The organism is Bradyrhizobium sp. CSS354 (assembly GCF_029051725.1).
Taxonomy (GTDB): Bacteria; Pseudomonadota; Alphaproteobacteria; order Rhizobiales; family Xanthobacteraceae; genus Bradyrhizobium.
This window is the reverse complement of sequence record NZ_JAACFU010000005.1, coordinates 340,906-356,580: the sequence shown is the minus strand read 5'-3', so window position 1 is coordinate 356,580 and position 15,675 is coordinate 340,906. Positions and strand designations below refer to the sequence as shown.

9 protein-coding genes are annotated in these 15,675 nt (G+C 65.1%); 1 reads left to right on the top strand and 8 read right to left on the bottom strand.

What is annotated here, in order from left to right:
* Positions 1-152: 152 nt before the first annotated feature.
* The 3 genes from GWG67_RS14505 to GWG67_RS14495 form a co-directional block, all read right to left on the bottom strand.
* Positions 153-2,432 (bottom strand): DUF1522 domain-containing protein, encoded by a 2,280-nt coding sequence (locus GWG67_RS14505; RefSeq protein WP_275169990.1) that lies wholly within the window; start codon positions 2,430-2,432, stop codon positions 153-155.
* Between the two features lie 318 nt (positions 2,433-2,750).
* Positions 2,751-5,030 (bottom strand): DUF1522 domain-containing protein, encoded by a 2,280-nt coding sequence (locus tag GWG67_RS14500; protein WP_275169989.1) that lies wholly within the window; start codon positions 5,028-5,030, stop codon positions 2,751-2,753.
* Positions 5,031-5,389: 359 nt separating this feature from the next.
* Positions 5,390-7,669, bottom strand: coding sequence for a DUF1522 domain-containing protein (locus tag GWG67_RS14495; protein WP_275169988.1), 2,280 nt, complete (start codon positions 7,667-7,669; stop codon positions 5,390-5,392).
* A gap of 319 nt (positions 7,670-7,988) precedes the next feature.
* On the opposite strand from GWG67_RS14495, the gene flbT reads away from it, so the two are divergent.
* Positions 7,989-8,429 carry a flagellar biosynthesis repressor FlbT gene (gene flbT / locus GWG67_RS14490; protein WP_275169987.1) on the top strand — a complete coding sequence of 147 codons (441 nt, stop codon included), beginning with the start codon at positions 7,989-7,991 and terminating at the stop codon, positions 8,427-8,429.
* 119 nt (positions 8,430-8,548) lie between these two features.
* Here the strand turns inward: flbT and GWG67_RS14485 are convergent, their stop codons facing one another.
* The 5 genes from GWG67_RS14485 to GWG67_RS14465 all read right to left on the bottom strand — a co-directional run bounded on the left by GWG67_RS14485 (position 8,549) and on the right by GWG67_RS14465 (position 15,674).
* Positions 8,549-10,045: an aspartate aminotransferase family protein gene (locus GWG67_RS14485; RefSeq protein ID WP_275169986.1), complete on the bottom strand. Its 1,497-nt coding sequence runs from the start codon at positions 10,043-10,045 to the stop codon at positions 8,549-8,551.
* Positions 10,042-11,295, bottom strand: a complete 1,254-nt coding sequence (locus tag GWG67_RS14480; protein ID WP_275169985.1) for a hypothetical protein — start codon at positions 11,293-11,295, stop codon at positions 10,042-10,044. The genes GWG67_RS14485 and GWG67_RS14480 overlap by 4 nt, the downstream gene beginning before the upstream one ends.
* A 1-nt stretch (position 11,296) precedes the next feature.
* Entirely contained in the window at positions 11,297-12,946 is a 1,650-nt protein-coding gene (locus tag GWG67_RS14475; protein WP_275169984.1) for a hypothetical protein, read from the bottom strand.
* On the bottom strand, positions 12,936-13,718 hold the full coding sequence (locus GWG67_RS14470; RefSeq protein WP_275169983.1) for a hypothetical protein: 783 nt from the start codon (positions 13,716-13,718) through the stop codon (positions 12,936-12,938). Before GWG67_RS14470 ends, GWG67_RS14475 begins: the two co-directional genes overlap by 11 nt.
* A 72-nt stretch (positions 13,719-13,790) precedes the next feature.
* The gene (locus tag GWG67_RS14465; protein ID WP_275169982.1) at positions 13,791-15,674 is read right to left on the bottom strand and encodes a flagellar protein; all 1,884 of its coding nucleotides are present in this window, start codon (positions 15,672-15,674) and stop codon (positions 13,791-13,793) included.
* Position 15,675: the final 1 nt, after the last annotated feature.

Here is a 15,675-nt window from a genome sequence, read left to right as displayed (position 1 = left end):
CCAGTCTTAGAGGCTGTCCTTTAAAGTATGGTTAACGCCGGTTTAAGGGATAGGGTTAATGGCCGGTGAACGCCCCTGCCCGCCTCCGGACGCAAAAAAGCGGCGGGGCAAACGACCCCGCCGCTCTGGTTTTATTCAGTGATGCCAGCTACTTAGCGGAGCAGTTGGAGCACGCTCTGCTGCGAGGTGTTGGCCAGCGACAGCGCGGAAACCGCGATGGACTGGCGGGTCGACAGCGCCTGGCTGTTGGCTGCCTCGACGTTGGTATCGGCCAGCGTCAGGTTCGAAGAACCGGTCTGCAGCACGTTGATCAGGTTCTTATTGAAGTCCTGACGCACCTGCACCACCGAGAGGTTCGAGCCGAGCGCCGAGGCTTCCGAGCGCAGCGTGCTGGACGCGGCGTTCAGATTGGTCAGCACGCGGTTGGACGCGGCGTTGTCGATGAAGTCGACACCGACGGTCAAGGCAGCGAGGCCGAGACCCTTGGAGTTGTAGGTCACGCCGGTGATGTTGAGGCTCGACTTGCCGGTCTCGTCGAACACCAGCTTGAGCTGGTCGCCGTTCAGCAGGTTGACGCCGTTGAACGAGGAGTCCTGCGAGGTCGTGTCGATCTGGTTCAGGATGTTGTTGTACTGAGACACCAGATTCGCACGCGCCGTCTGTGCAACCGCATCCTGGACGGGGTTGGACGCCGTCGAGAAGGTCAGCGCCGACGTGAGCGTGCCGCCGATGCCACCGCCCGCCGTCGTCGAACCGAGCGTCGAGGATGCATAGTCGTTGGACGCGGTGATGGTCAGTCGGCCGTTGGCGTCGATCGTCGCGGAGAGGTTGTTGGCCAGAAGCTGCGTGTTGAGCTGGTCGAGCGTCTTGACCGTGCCGTTGGTGCCGTCGCCGAAGGTGACATTGACCGCCGTGCCGCCGTTGAAGGCGGAGAAGGTCAAGGTCTTGCCGGCGATGCCGCCGATGCCCGAGGTGCGCGCCGCGGTGAAGGCCGTCGCATTGCCGGTGTTGCCGGCCAGCCCGAACACATTCAGCGCATTGCCAGAGCCCGTGATCGAGAGGTCGGCATTGATGCCGGTCGCGAGCTTGAGCTGGCCGGACGTATTGATCGACGAGTTCGACTGCCCTGTCGCGGTCGCAAGCGTCGCGGTGCCGTTGGCGTTGATCGTCGCGGTCTGCACGCCGGTGGCAAGGTCGATCGCCTTCAGCACGTCGTTGACCGTGCCTGCCTGCAGATAGACGGTCGAGTTGCCGTTGCCATCGGTGAGGACATTACCGGAGGCACCGAAGCCGCTCGGAACGCTCGGAGCACCGGTTGAGCCCGGAACCGGCGCGTTCTTGAAGGTGATGACGTGACCGTCGACGTTCAGCGTCGAACCGTCGGCGATGGTCGCGCCTAGCGAGGCTGCGGTCGTGGTCCGGTTGACGGACACGCTCGCATTGCCTGCACCGGAAGATGTCGTCAGGGCGAGGGCCTTCAGCAGGTCGGCCTTGCCGGTGACGCTCAGATCCGCACCCGTCGAGCTCTTCAGCGTGACGGCGCCGCCAGCAGCGGTCGAAGCGGTCTGGCCGACGCTGGTGGCAAACGTCGCTGCACCCGCGGTGATGGACACCGTTTTCACGCCGCTGGCGAGATCGATTGCGGTCAACAGATCGTTGACGTTCGCAGCCGGGGTAGCCGCGGTGCCGAGATAAACGATGGTGTTGCCGCTGCCGTCGGTGACGAGATTGCCGCTCACGCCCGAACCGGACGCAACCGCGGTCGAGGCTGGAGCGGCGCCCGAGCGGAACGTGATGGTCTTGCCGTTCACGGTCAGCGTGTCGCCGTCGGCGGGCTGGGCGTTGCCGGACAGGCCGGTTGCGGTCGTGCCGTTGGTGGCGATCAGCGTGATGGTGCCGGCCAGGGCCGTGGTGCCGTCGCCGGCCGTTGCGCCGGTGCTGGCAAAGGAGCCGATGGTGGCGCCGAGCGTCGTGGTGCCGGTTGCCGCCGTGGTGCCGCCGGCGGTGCCGTTATAGAGCACGTTGCTGCTCGCGGTCGCGCTGGCGAAGCTCGTGGTGCCGCGCAGGTCCGCCGCCGTCGCACCCGCGATCGTGGTGGAGACGTTCGACTTGGTGGAGTAGCCGACGGTGGTCTGCAGCGCCTGGTTGGCGATCGACTTCGCGGAGTCGATCAGCTTCTGCAGCGAGGTCAGGCCGGTGTTGGCGGCCTGCAGCACCTGCACGCCGTTGGCGATGCCGTCGAGCAGATTGTTGATGTCGCTGGCGCGGTTGTCGAGCGACTGTGCCGTAAAGAAGTTGGTGGGATTGTCCAGGGCCGAGTTGACGCTCTTGCCGGTCGACAGACGGTTCTGTGTGGTGGCGAGAAGATCAGCGGTGGACTGGAGAGACAGCAGGTTCTGACGAACCGACGCAGAGAGAACAATACCGGACATGACTCTTACCCTTCTGGTTTACGCGTCTTCGTTCGATCGCTTCGGATCGAGTGACGGGGACAGCGTGCCGCGACATGGCTAACAAAGGGTGAAGCGACACGCGCCCGCATTAAGCGCGGGTTCACCATAAGCGCGCGGAAGGCGTGGTCGCGGCCGGCAATCAGGCTGAAATCATTGGTATTTATCCGCGCTTACTCTCCATTAACCATAACCGCTGGTTACTTTTCAGAGCGTCGCACGGCTGCTCGAATGACGAACAAAAAAAGCGGCGGGGCCGAAGCCCCGCCGCCGGATCTTGCTTGCGATGTCGTCCGCTTGTTAGCGGAGCAGCTGCAGCACGCTCTGCTGCGACTGGTTGGCCAGCGACAGCGCGGAGACCGCGATGGACTGGCGGGTCGACAGCGCCTGGCTGTTGGCCGCCTCGACGTTGGTGTCGGCCAGGGTCAGGTTGGACGAACCGGTCTGCAGCACGTTGATCAGGTTCTTGTTGAAGTCCTGACGAACCTGCACGATCGTGAGGTTTGAACCAAGGCTCGAGGCTTCCGAACGCAGCGTGCTCGACGCGGTGTTCAAATTGGTCAGCACCTTGTTGGTGGCGGCGTTGTCGATGAAGTCGACACCGCCGGTCAGCGCAGCAAGGCCGAGACCCTTGGAGTTGTAGGTCACGCCCGTGATGCTGAGGTTCGACTTGCCGGTCTCGTCGAACACCAGCTTGAGCTGGTCGCCGTTCAGCAGGTTGACGCCGTTGAACGAGGAGTCCTGCGAGGTCGAGTCGATCTGGTTCAGGATGTTGTTGTACTGAGACACCAGGTTCGAACGCGAGGTCTGGGCAACCGTGTCCTGGACGGGGCTGGAAGCCGTCGAGAACGTCAGCGCCGTGGTCAGCGTGCCGCCGATCGCACCACCCGCGGCGCTCGAACCGATGGTCGAGGACGCGTAGTCGTTGGTGGTCGAAACCGTCAGCAGGCCGTTGGCATCGATCGTCGCCGTCAGGTTGTTGGCCTGAAGCTTCGAGTTGAGCTGATCGAGCGTCTTGACCGAGCCGTTGGTACCGTCGCCGAAGGTGACGTTGACCGCCGTGCCGCCGTTGAAGGAGGAGAAGGTCAAGGTCTTGCCGGTGAGGCCGCCGACGCCCGAGGTACGCGCCGCAGTGAAGGCGCTCGAGGTGCCGGTATTGCCGGCGAAGCCAAGCGCATTCAACGCATTGCCGGTGCCGGTGATCGACAGGTCGGCATTGACGCCGGTCGAGATCTTGAGCTGACCCGAGGCGTTGATCGACGAGTTGGTCTGGCCGGTCGCAGTCGCAAGCGTCGCGGTGCCGTTGGCATTGACCGTCGCGGTCTGCACGCCGGTGGCAAGGTCGATCGCCTTCAGCACGTCGGCAACGGTGCCGGCCTGCAGATAGACCGTCGAGTTGCCGGCGCCGTCGGTGAGGACGTTACCGCTCGCACCATACCCGCTCGGAACGCTCGGAGCACCGGTCGAGCCCGGGATCGGCGCGTTCTTGAAGGTGATGACGTGACCGTCGACGTTCAGCGTCGAACCGTCGGCGATGGTCGCACCCAGCGAGCCGGCGCTGGTGGTCCGGTTGACGCTCACGGTGGCGTTGCCGCCGCCCACGGCCGTCGTCAGGGCGAGAGCCTTGAGCAGGTCGGCCTTGCCGGTGACACTCAGATCCGCACCCGTCGAGCTCTTCAGCGTGACGGCGCCGCCAGTAGCGCTCGAAGCGGTCTGGCCGGCGCTGGTGGCGAACGTCGCTGCACCCGCGGTGATGGACACCGTCTTCACGCCGCTGGCGAGATCGATTGCGGTCAACAGATCGTTGACGCTCGCAGCCGGGGTACCCGCGGTGCCGAGATAGACGGTGGTGTTGCCGCTGCCGTCGGTGACGAGATTGCCGCTGACGCCCGAACCGGACGCAACCGCGGTCGAAGCCGGAGCGGAGCCGCTGCGGAAGGTGATGGTCTTGCCGTTCACGGTCAGCGTGTCGCCGTCGGCGGGCTGGGCGTTGCCGGACAGGCCGGTTGCGGTCGTGCCGTTGGTGGCGATCAGCGTGATGGTGCCGGTCAGGGCCGTGGTGCCGTCGCCGGCCGTTGCGCCGGTGCTGGCAAAGGAGCCGATGGTGGCGCCGAGGGTCGTGGTGCCGGTTGCCGCCGTGGTGCCGCCGGCCGTGCCGTTATACACGACGTTGCTGCTCGCGGTCGCGCTGGCAAAGGAGGTGGTGCCGCGCAGGTCGGCCGCCGTCGCACCCGCGATGGTGGTGGAGACGTTCGACTTGGTGGAGTAACCGACGGTGGTCTGCAGCGCCTGGTTGGCGATCGACTTCGCAGAGTCGATCAGCTTCTGCAGCGAGGTGATGCCGGTGTTGGCAGCCTGCAGCACCTGCACGCCGTTGGCGATGCCGTCGAGGAGATTGTTGATGTCGCTGGCGCGGTTGTCGAGCGACTGTGCCGTGAAGAAGTTGGTGGGATTGTCCAGGGCCGAGTTGACGCTCTTGCCGGTCGACAGGCGGCTCTGAGTGGTGGCGAGAAGATCAGCGGTGGACTGGAGGGAGAGCAGGTTCTGACGAACCGACGAGGAGAGAACAATACCGGACATTGAGTGTTACCCTTCTGGTACGCAACGCAACAAACTTCGATTAGGATTAATCGATGTCCGGGACGGTGAACGCAGACGGCTAACAAAGCATGAAGCGTGTCGCGCCAGTCCTTGCGCGGATTCACCATGTGCGCGATCGAAGCCGGATCTGGCTCGCTCATATCGTCATGATTGGATGACGCTTTTCCGTGCAGCGACGCGACGTTTGCGACTTGTCAACCATAACTGAGAGTGAGCAATCGGCTGCATCCGAATGCATCGTCTGCGCTTTGCCGCGGCACTCTCTGGTGCCGGCGCAAAAAGAAAGCGGCGGGGCCTGAGCCCCGCCGCCGGATCTTGCTTGCGATGTCGTCCGCTTGTTAGCGGAGCAGCTGCAGCACGCTCTGCTGCGACTGGTTGGCCAGCGACAGCGCGGAGACCGCGATGGACTGGCGGGTCGACAGCGCCTGGCTGTTGGCCGCTTCGGTGTTAGTGTCGGCCAGGGTCAGGTTGGACGAACCGGTCTGCAGCACGTTGATCAGGCTCTTGTTGAAGTCCTGACGCACTTGCACCACCGAGAGGTTCGAGCCGAGGCTCGACGCTTCCGAACGCAGCGTGCTCGACGCGGCATTCAGGTTCGACAGCACCTTGTTGGTCGCGGAGTTGTCGATGAAGTCGACACCGCTGGTCAGCGCAGCAAGGCCGAGACCCTTGGAGTTGTAGGTCACGCCCGTGATGCTCAGGTTCGACTTGCCGGTCTCGTCGAACACCAGCTTGAGCTGGTCGCCGTTCAGCAGGTTGACGCCGTTGAACGAGGAGTCCTGCGAGGTCGTGTCGATCTGGTTCAGGATGTTGTTGTACTGAGACACCAGGTTCGAACGCGAGGTCTGGGCAACCGTGTCCTGGACGGGGCTGGAAGCCGTCGAGAACGTCAGCGCCGAAGTCAGCGTGCCGCCGATCGCACCACCCGCGGCGCTCGAACCGATGGTCGAGGACGCGTAGTCGTTGGTGGTCGAGACCGTCAGCAGGCCGTTGGCATCGATCGTCGCCGTCAGGTTGTTGGCCTGAAGCTTCGTGTTCAGCTGATCGAGCGTCTTGACCGTGCCGCTGGTGCCGTCGCCGAAGGTGACGTTGACCGCCGTGCCGCCGTTGAAGGAGGAGAAGGTCAAGGTCTTGCCGGTGAGGCCGCCGACGCCCGAGGTACGGGCCGCAGTGAAGGCGCTCGAGGTTCCGGTATTGCCGGCGAAGCCAAGCGCATTCAGCGCATTGCCGGTGCCGGTGATCGAGAGGTCGGCATTGACGCCGGTCGAGAGCTTGAGCTGGCCCGAGGCGTTGATCGACGAGTTGGTCTGGCCGGTCGCAGTCGCAAGCGTCGCGGTGCCGTTGGCGTTGACCGTCGCGGTCTGCACGCCGGTGGCAAGGTCGATCGCCTTCAGCACGTCGTTGACCGTGCCAGCCTGCAGATAGACCGTCGAGTTACCATTGCCGTCGGTGAGGACGTTACCGCCCGCACCATACCCGCTCGGAACGCTCGGAGCACCGGTCGAGCCCGGGATCGGCGCGTTCTTGAAGGTGATGACGTGACCGTCGACGTTCAGCGTCGAACCGTCGGCGATGGTCGCACCCAGCGAGCCGGCGCTGGTGGTCCGGTTGACGCTCACGGTGGCGTTGCCGCCGCCCACGGCCGTCGTAAGGGCGAGAGCCTTGAGCAGGTCGGCCTTGCCGGTGACGCTCAGATCCGCACCCGTCGAGCTCTTCAGCGTGACGGCACCGCCGGCAGCGGTCGAAGCGGTCTGGCCGGCGCTGGTGGCGAACGTCGCTGCACCCGCGGTGATGGACACCGTTTTCACGCCGCTGGCGAGATCGATTGCGGTCAACAGATCGTTGACGTTCGCAGCCGGGGTGCCCGCGGTGCCGAGATAGACGGTGGTGTTGCCGCTGCCGTCGGTGACGAGATTGCCGCTGACGCCCGAACCGGACGCAACCGCGGTCGAAGCCGGAGCGGAGCCGCTGCGGAAGGTGATGGTCTTGCCGTTCACGGTCAGCGTGTCGCCGTCGGCGGGCTGGGCGTTGCCGGACAGGCCGGTTGCGGTCGTGCCGTTGGTGGCGATCAGCGTGATGGTGCCGGTCAGGGCCGTGGTGCCGTCGCCGGCCGTCGCGCCGGTGCTGGCGAAAGAGCCGATGGTGGCGCCGAGGGTCGTGGTGCCGGTCGCCGCCGTGGTGCCGCCCGCCGCGCCGCTAAACACGACGTTGCTGCTTGCGGTCGCGCTGGCGAAGCTCGTCGTGCCGCGCAGGTCAGCCGCGGTCGCACCCGCGATGGTGGCGGAGACGTTCGACTTGGTGGAGTAACCGACGGTGGTCTGCAGCGCCTGGTTGGCGATCGACTTCGCAGAGTCGATCAGCTTCTGCAGCGAGGTGATGCCGGTGTTAGCGGCCTGCAGCACCTGCACGCCGTTGGCGATGCCGTCGAGGAGATTGTTGATGTCGCTGGCGCGGTTGTCGAGCGACTGTGCCGTGAAGAAGTTGGTCGGATTGTCCAGGGCCGAATTGACGCTCTTGCCGGTCGACAGACGGTTCTGCGTGGTGGCGAGAAGATCAGCGGTGGACTGGAGGGAGAGGAGGTTCTGACGAACCGAGGAGGAGAGAACGATACCGGACATTGGGTGTTACCTTTCTGGTAAACGACGCTTACTGTTACGCGTCTGCATGGATCGAGTGACCCAGCGACCGGCGGACCGTGGGGCGGAGTCCTCTAACGAAACATGAAATGAAATGGGCACTTTTGCTGAGTCGCCGTGCGATTCGGCCGATATGCAGGCCCGTGACGCCGCTCCGCCGGGTGATTTCGACGTTGATATAATTGAGTTTTTTCGCGGCAATGACCGGGATTTACAACTCGTTAACTAGTCTTGATGGAGTATTGCGCCCTGATCCGCCGCAACACACGCTCGGTTACGAAAGCGTTGATGGAGAACAGGCATGGCCCTCAAGGTCGAGCTCAGACCGCACGAACGCATCATCGTCGGCAACTGCGTGATAACCAACACCGACCAGCGCGCCCGCCTTCTGATCGACGGCGACAACGTGCCGATCCTGCGCGAGCGCGACATCCTCACGCCGGAGACCGCCGACTCGCCCGCCAAGCTCGTCTATCTGGCGGTCCAGCTTATGTACATCTCGCCGGATCCGCAGACCCAGCACGGCACCTATTTCAACCTGGTGCGCGACATCGTCACCGCGGTGCCGAGCTCCTGGCCGATCATCGAAGGCATCAACAACAACATCCTCAACGGCGACCTCTATCGCGCGCTGAAGGATGCCCGCAAGCTGATCGCCTATGAAGAGAAGTTACGGAGCCAGTTCGAGGCCACGCATCCCAAGACGGAAGCGGGCCAGGACGACGTCAGCACCGCCGCCTGATCCCACGCGTTCGCGGGCCCACGCCGGGCGAACGACCGGGCCGGACGAACGACCAGCCTGAAACGACAACGGCCCCGGATCGCCTCCGGGGCCGTTGTCGTTTCAAGCCGGCTTCAAGGCTACTGCGCCGCGAGCGGCGGCGCCTCGACGTCGATCACTCCCCCGGTCCGTCTTCCGCCGAATTCCAGCACGGCCGCGACCAGCGCGTCGATGTCGGACTCGTTGGTACGGTGATTGACGATCGCGGCGCGGATCGCAAACCTGCCGTCCAGCGTCGTACTCGATGGCGCCGCAATACCGGACTCCTGGATGTCGGCGACGATCTCGCGATTGACCTCTTCGGCAGCGCGGTAACGGAAGCAGACGATGCTGAGATTGACAGGTGCCAGCAATTCCAGCCGCGGCTCGGCGAGGACGCGCGTCTCCAGATATTTCGCCAGCGCACAGCTTCGCGTGATCGCCGCACCAAGCCGATCGGTGCCGAACGTCTTCAGCGTGAACCACGTCTTCAGCGCACGGAAGCCGCGCGACAGATCGGGGCCGAGATCACACGGCCAGATCGCGCCGGCCGCAAGCCCCCTCGCCTCGCGACGCAGATAGGCCGCGGGCTGCGCAAAGGCTTGCCGATGCTGCTCGCCGTCGCGTACCAGCAGAAAGCCGGCGTCGTAAGGCACCTGTCCCCATTTGTGGAAATCGAGCGCAATGGAATCCGCAAGCTCGACGCCACCGAGCAGCGGCGCAAGCTCGGGCGACAGGATCGCGAGCGCACCGAAGGCGCCGTCGACGTGAAACCAGATTCCTTCCTCGCGGCACAGCTGCGCGATCGCGCGGAGATCGTCGATCGCGCCGATATCGACCGTACCGGCGGATGCGACGACGAGGAACGGCTTGAAGCCGACCTCGCGATCGATCGCGATCTGCGCACGTAGCGCGGCAACGTCCATGCGATGACCGGCATCGACGTCGATCTTGCGCAGCGCATCGGTACCGAGCCCGGCGATGTCCATCGCCCTCGAGACACAGCCATGCGCCGCCTGCGATGTATAGGCGGTGAGAAGCGCACCGTCATTGCCGATGCCGTACTGCCGCGCGAGCGTGCCGAGCGCGCTCGTACGTGCCACCAGCACCGCCATCAGATTCGCCATCGACGTGCCAGTGACGAAGATACCGCTCGCGCTTTCCGGGAAGGCGAACAGGCTGCGCATCCAGTCGACGATCTGGCGCTCGACCTCGATCGGCATGTGGTCGCGGCCGCCGAGATTGGCGTTGAGGCCTGCCGCGAGCATTTCCGCGACCATGCCGACCGCGGTCCCGCCGCCATGCACCCAGCCCATGAAACCGGGATGGACGTTCCCGGTCGCATAGGGCGCGACGTGTTCGGAGAAGTCGCGATAGACGTCGGCGAGATCGCTCGCCTCCCGCGGTACGTCGGCCTTGAATCCCGCGCGGACGCCCTCGGGGATCGGCTGCCACACCGGACGCGCGCGAACGTTGGCGATGCTGTCGATCGTCTCGTCGAGCATGCGATGGGCGAGCGCGCGAAACTCGCTCCAGTCCTGCGGATCGAGCGAAGTGGGCGTGACGGAGCTTTGCGTGTTACGGATGATCTCGTTCATGCCGCACTCTCCTCGCCCGCTCTTGCGTGCCGCGACAGCATCGCCGTGAATGCCGCAAAGATCTTGCGCATCTGCGGCGGCTTGTACGGAAACACGGCCGGCGGATCCATGTTGTGCACGACGGCGGTGTTGTCGGCTTCGAAGACCAGGAGCTCGCGGTTCTGGTTCTCGGCGCAATCGACGATGAAGTAATCGAGGCCGACGCGCCTGCTCATTTCGTCCAGCGCGATTTTGTGGCGCGCCGCGAACGCTTGGTCGAAGTCGAGCATGAAGATGGCTTCCTCGGCCCGCTTCTCCTCGCTGAACGCCATGAAGGCGTTGAGATACCAGATGTCCCAGCGATCGGCGATCGCCATGTGGCAGGCGTAGGGTTTGCCATCGACCATGGCGAGACGATATTTGCGGTAGAGCCCGTCGGGACTCGCATAGTCGACGAAGCGCGCGACGAAGAAGTCCTGCTCTTTCCGCTCGGCAAGATAGGCCGCGAGCGCCGCCGCGTCGTCGAGCTTGGCAAGCCCGACGCCGGCATGCGTGCCGCGCGGCCTCACGATCATCGGAAAGCGCAGTTCGCCCGTGATCTCCTCGCAAACGATCTTGCCTTGCGAGAGCTCCGACAATTGCGCGCGCGTCGTGGGGGCGGTCACTGGAATGTCGAGACCGGGTACGCCCGCCAGCAGACGATACAGCTTGTCGCGATCGAGATTGCCGATGAGATCGGGACGATTGAGCAGCGGCCTCGGCCAGTGTGGCGCAGCCTTTTCGATCAGCGCGAGCGCCTGCCGGCACTCCTCGGAATCGGATGCGATCACGATGGCGACGTCGTGCTCGGGCAGAGTCTCCGGCAGGCCGATGCCCTTGACCACGTAGAGCGTCAACAGCTCGATGTCGGAGTCTTCAAGCAGGAAGTCGATCGGCGTGTTGCCGCCCATGTCGATATCGGCGGCGAGCGCGAGCACGCGCAGCCGGGGTTTTGCAGCAGCGCAAGGCGTACGAAACAATTGGTGGAAGGAGAGCACTTCGGTCTGGATCACCAGCCCGGCCTCCTTCTCGCCGAGAAGCTGGGCAATCAGCGAGAGATCGAGGCCTTCGCCGGCCTCCGCCGTCCCTTCCTCGATCCGCGCCAGCAGTCGCTCGCGCAATGGATGCAGGTCGCCGCCCTCGAAGGCGCGGCGCGTCAACTGCGCAAAGCCGATGCGGTCGGCATGGTTCGGCGCGGTCACGCCGCTCTGCGCGGAAACTGGATGTTGCATCTCACACCTCGAACGCGGACTTTGCCGGCGCGGCCGTGACCGCGCCACGGTCAAGCAACAGCTCGATCTTCACCAGCACATGGGCGATGCGATCGAGAACGTGTTGCACATTGCGTTGCGCCTGCATTGGATCCGGCGACCAGGCTTCGGTCAACAATCGTGCGCCGACGCAGAGGCGCAACACGAACTGCGGCGCACCGTCCTGCCGCTCAAGTCTGACCGGCTGGCCGACGAGACAGCGCTGGGCGGCCACTTGCCGATCCGCCGCGCTGTCGCTGATCTCCTCGGCCATGTCGCGCGCCAGCGCCCGATGCACGGCGCTGGTCTCGGCGATCGAGACCGACTTGCCGCCGCGCAGCAGCGTGAACGGAAAGATCGTGGCTTGCGCGAATTCCTCGTCGTCCGCGCCTGACTTCTCGATCGCGGCTGGAACGGCACGAAGCGACGGCGACAACGCGATCATGCTGTCGATGCCGGCTGCAAGTTCGGCCAGCATCCTGGCGCGGAAAGCCCCAGGCACGGCGTAGTAGCTGCCGATCTCGGCCAGCGCGGCCTCCCAGCGCAGCCATTGACCGAAATTCGGCCGGCGCTCGAAGCGAGAGCGTAGCGTCGTCCACGCCACCGGCCAGTCGCAGCGGCCGGCATAGTCGAAGATGCCGGGCGCGATCGCACCCATCCGGTCGATCGAGCGCGACAGGCCTTTCGGCAGCAGCAGCGCACCGCTGAAGGCGGGGCCGCCGAAAAACTTCGAGCCGGTCATCAGCACCATGTAACCGCGGTCGAGATAGGCGCGCAGCCGCCGGCGGCCGAGCCGCGCCTGACATGCATCGACGACGATTTGAACCTTGCGCGGCCAGCGCCGCGCGATCTCGTCGAGACAGGCCTCGCTTGGGGCACGCCAACCGAGTTTTGACGAATCCATGATCTGCAACAAAACGCGGCGGCCTTGCGTGAGGCTGGTCTCGACCGCGCGCAGCACCGCGGCATCGGCGTCCGTGCGCATCGCAATGCCGGTCGCCATGTCGATCAGCGGCACCGCAATGCTATCGCCGGCGAGCCCCGTCACCGCGCCATCCTTGCGCACGGCCACGCCGCCTGGCGTCATCGTGCTGAAATGGTGGCCGCGTGCGGTATGCGGCGTCCCGCTTCCGGTCTGGTCGGCGCCGACCACGATCGTCACCGGCGCCGCACCGAGCACCGCGCGCGCCACGAACAGGGCGTGAAGCTGGGAGTCCGTGCCGGACGGCGAGAACACGACGTCGATGCGCGACGAGAGCGCAAGGTGGCCGCGCAGCTCCTCGCGCATGTCCTCGCAGCGGGCATCGAAGGCGATTTCGACCTCGTCGAACAGGCATTTGTGCATCAGATCTTCGCGCGCCAGCGCGGCGCGGTCGTAGGCCATCTGCGAGATCGTCGACGCGGTCGCGGAGGCGAAATTCCAGAGCTCCGGCTCCGGCGAAGCCGCGCAGCCATAAGCGTTGACACGGTCGTTCGCATCGAGCGCCAGCCGCGGATCTCCGCCGGAGGCGAGCAGCGTATCCAGCGGTGTGAAGAGATCGCGCAGGCGATAGCGCGAGCCGCCGTCAGACGCGCGCTCGCTGGCTGACAGACGGGATGCGCCGGCGCTCATCCCGAAAGGCTCACGCCGCATCGGCCGCCGCCGCGGGCGCCGGTGCGAATTGCGAGGTGATGTCGCCGTGGAACACCGACGGTCCGACGTGATCGAGCGAGCTCTCGATGTCGGCCCAGATCTCGCCGCCGATGTCGGTCCAGCGCTTGCAGAAGGCGAAGTCCTCGGACAGATAGGTGCCGGTCGCCGGATCGATCATGCATTCGAACAAGGCAAACCGGTTCAGGCTCGCCGCCAGCGTATCGTGCGAATGCTCGCGGAAGAATTGCAAGGCCGCGTAATCCGGATGACGGCACATCGTCTCCAGCACGGAGCGCCGGATCATCAGGAAGCCGGTGCCGGCGTAACGCACGCGGGTGAAGCCGTTCACCACCACGATGCGGTCGGGGTCCTCGATCTCAAGCACGTAGTCGAGCGATGCCGCCGGCACGTCGGCGCGGCCGGACTGGATCGCCCGCGCGGCCTTGTCCCAGTTGATCCGCTTGATCGGATAGCAGCCGGCGACGACGTCCGCGCCGCACTCGATCAGCCGGAACACCTGCTCCGGCTTGAAGCCGATGTCGGCGTCGATGAACAGGAAATGCGTCGCCTCTGGATCGTCCAGGAACATCGCCGCCAGATTGGCCCGTGCGCGCGTGATTAGCGCATCGCCGTCGCGCAGCTGCACCTTGAGCTCGAGATTGGCCATGCCGTGCACGGCGCGCTGGAGCGCGAAGATCGAGCTCGCATAGATGCTCGTCACCTGCCCGCCGAAACATGGCGTGGCCACCACCAGTTTCATCTTCTCCGACATCGTCAGCTCCGCCCCGCTGCAATCCTCACCAAGAGGTAAAGAGGCATGGTTAACGGCGCCTTAACGCCCGGCTTACAGGAACTTGACGAGCGAGAGCTGCGAGAGGTTCGATGTCACCTGGTAGGACGCCTGGAGGGCATTCTGGAGCGCCAGTATCTCGCTCGCAACCTGGTCCGGCGGGGCCGATTCCGCCTGGTCGATGATGGTCTGGAGCTGCGCCTTGGCCTGGGTCTGGCGCGAGCTTGCGCCCTTCATGGTGTTCTGCGCCATCGCGATGTCGGTCTGGATGTCCTCGATGCGCTGCTGGCCGGGCTGCTTCGTCAAGGCCTGCGTCACCCGCAGGCTCAGCGCGGCGACCTGCCCGCCCGAGTACTGCCCGGTCGGCGAGGTCGAGAACGTCCCGAACACGGCGACCGCCTGCAGCTCCTTGCGGATCGCGTCCTCGTTGGCCTGCGCGCCATACTGCACCGTGACGGAATCGTCGACCCGGGCCATCGCGGTGGAGCGCGGCGAGCCGGGGCCGTCATTGCCCAGGTACCATTTCACGGTGGTGGCCGAGCCGTTGACCAGCGTGGTCGCCGAGCTCGCGGGCGACGAGCCGACCCGCAGCGGCGGTTGCGTGGCGGTGATCGGCGTCGAGCTGAAACCGAGCGAGGCGAGAGCACCCGTATTCGAGCTCGTGATGTTCAGGCTCGCCGCATCGTCGGTGTTGATCGTGATCGAGCCGCCATGGACGGTAGACGGCCGCGAGGTGCCCGTGATGGCGTCGATCTTGCTCATCAGGGCCTGGATGCTGTCGCCGATATTCAGCTGGTTGCCGGTCGCACCCGAAGCGACGAAGCTGATCGTGGTGCCGTTGACGGTCAGGGTGTCGCCGGCGGAGAAGCCCGGCGCAATCGAGTCCGAGGGCGAGGTGCCGGATAGCGCGGTGGTGCCGCTGATCGGCACGGACGCCTGGCTGGTCTTGGCAACCCCGATCGCCGAGCTGTCGGTGTTGAAGAAATTGTCGCCGGCGGTGACGGCGGAGGCCGCCACCAGCGAGGTGCCGGCGAGCTTCTTGATCGCGGTGTTCAGCGCGGTGTTGAGGTTCGTCGCCGTGTTGTTCGGGTTGACCGGGACGCTTGCATCGATGGCAAAGCTGCCGAGCGGTGTCGGCGTCGCCGTCGATGCCGTCAGGTCGATCTGCTCGGTCGAGCCATCGGGCAGCGTGAACTGCACGCTGAGCTTGTCGCCATTGTTCGGATTGACGCCGTTGAGGTCGACCGAGAACGACACCGGCGAGCCGCTCGGGCCGGTGACCGTCGCGCCGGTCAGCGTCGAGGAGACCGCGGCGATCTTCAGGCCGAATGGCGATGCCGCGGCGTCCTCGGACACCATTACCGAGCTCGGCGTCGGCTGTGGCGTCGCCAGTACCAGCCGGCCCATGCCGTTGGCGCCGAGGTCGGCGGCCTGCCGCTCCGCCATGACGGTCTTGAAGCCCGCCTGCGTCGTGGTGCCGTTGATGATGTCGCCGGCATTCGCGACCGACGGCGTGTTGAAGGCGGTTCCGGAGAACAGATAGCGGTTGCCGGACTGCGTGTTGAGAACGCCGACCATCGAGCCGAATTGCGCAGCCGCGGTGTTCTGCGCAACCGTCTGGCCGTTGACGTTGAGATCCTGCGCGGTGTTGGCCGAGCCCGTCTGCACCGTGTTGCGGATCGTGGTCAGCGACTGCAACGCGGTATTGGCGAGGTTGATGCTGACGTTGACGTTGGTCATCGTGTCGGTATAGGCGGCGATGTTGGAGAGCTGCGCGCGCCCGGCGATCGCAAAGCCCTCGTTGGTGCCCATCCCGGAATAGTTCTGCGACAGCTTGCCGGTCGAGAGCTGCGTCGATAGGTCGGTGAGCTGCTGATTGATGTTGCGGATCTGCGAACCGAGAACCGACGAGGAATAGTTGATGCTGCTGATCGACATG

Coding starts and splice junctions, on each gene's coding strand:
- GWG67_RS14505 (WP_275169990.1), bottom strand. CDS start 2,432: ATGTCCGGTATTGTTCTCTCTGCGTCGGTTCGTCAGAACCTGCTGTCT.
- GWG67_RS14495 (WP_275169988.1), bottom strand. CDS start 7,669: ATGTCCGGTATCGTTCTCTCCTCCTCGGTTCGTCAGAACCTCCTCTCC.
- GWG67_RS14485 (WP_275169986.1), bottom strand. CDS start 10,045: ATGAACGAGATCATCCGTAACACGCAAAGCTCCGTCACGCCCACTTCG.
- flbT (WP_275169987.1), top strand. CDS start 7,989: ATGGCCCTCAAGGTCGAGCTCAGACCGCACGAACGCATCATCGTCGGC.
- GWG67_RS14475 (WP_275169984.1), bottom strand. CDS start 12,946: ATGCGGCGTGAGCCTTTCGGGATGAGCGCCGGCGCATCCCGTCTGTCA.
- GWG67_RS14480 (WP_275169985.1), bottom strand. CDS start 11,295: ATGCAACATCCAGTTTCCGCGCAGAGCGGCGTGACCGCGCCGAACCAT.
- GWG67_RS14470 (WP_275169983.1), bottom strand. CDS start 13,718: ATGTCGGAGAAGATGAAACTGGTGGTGGCCACGCCATGTTTCGGCGGG.
- GWG67_RS14500 (WP_275169989.1), bottom strand. CDS start 5,030: ATGTCCGGTATTGTTCTCTCCTCGTCGGTTCGTCAGAACCTGCTCTCC.
- GWG67_RS14465 (WP_275169982.1), bottom strand. CDS start 15,674: ATGTCGATCAGCAGCATCAACTATTCCTCGTCGGTTCTCGGTTCGCAG.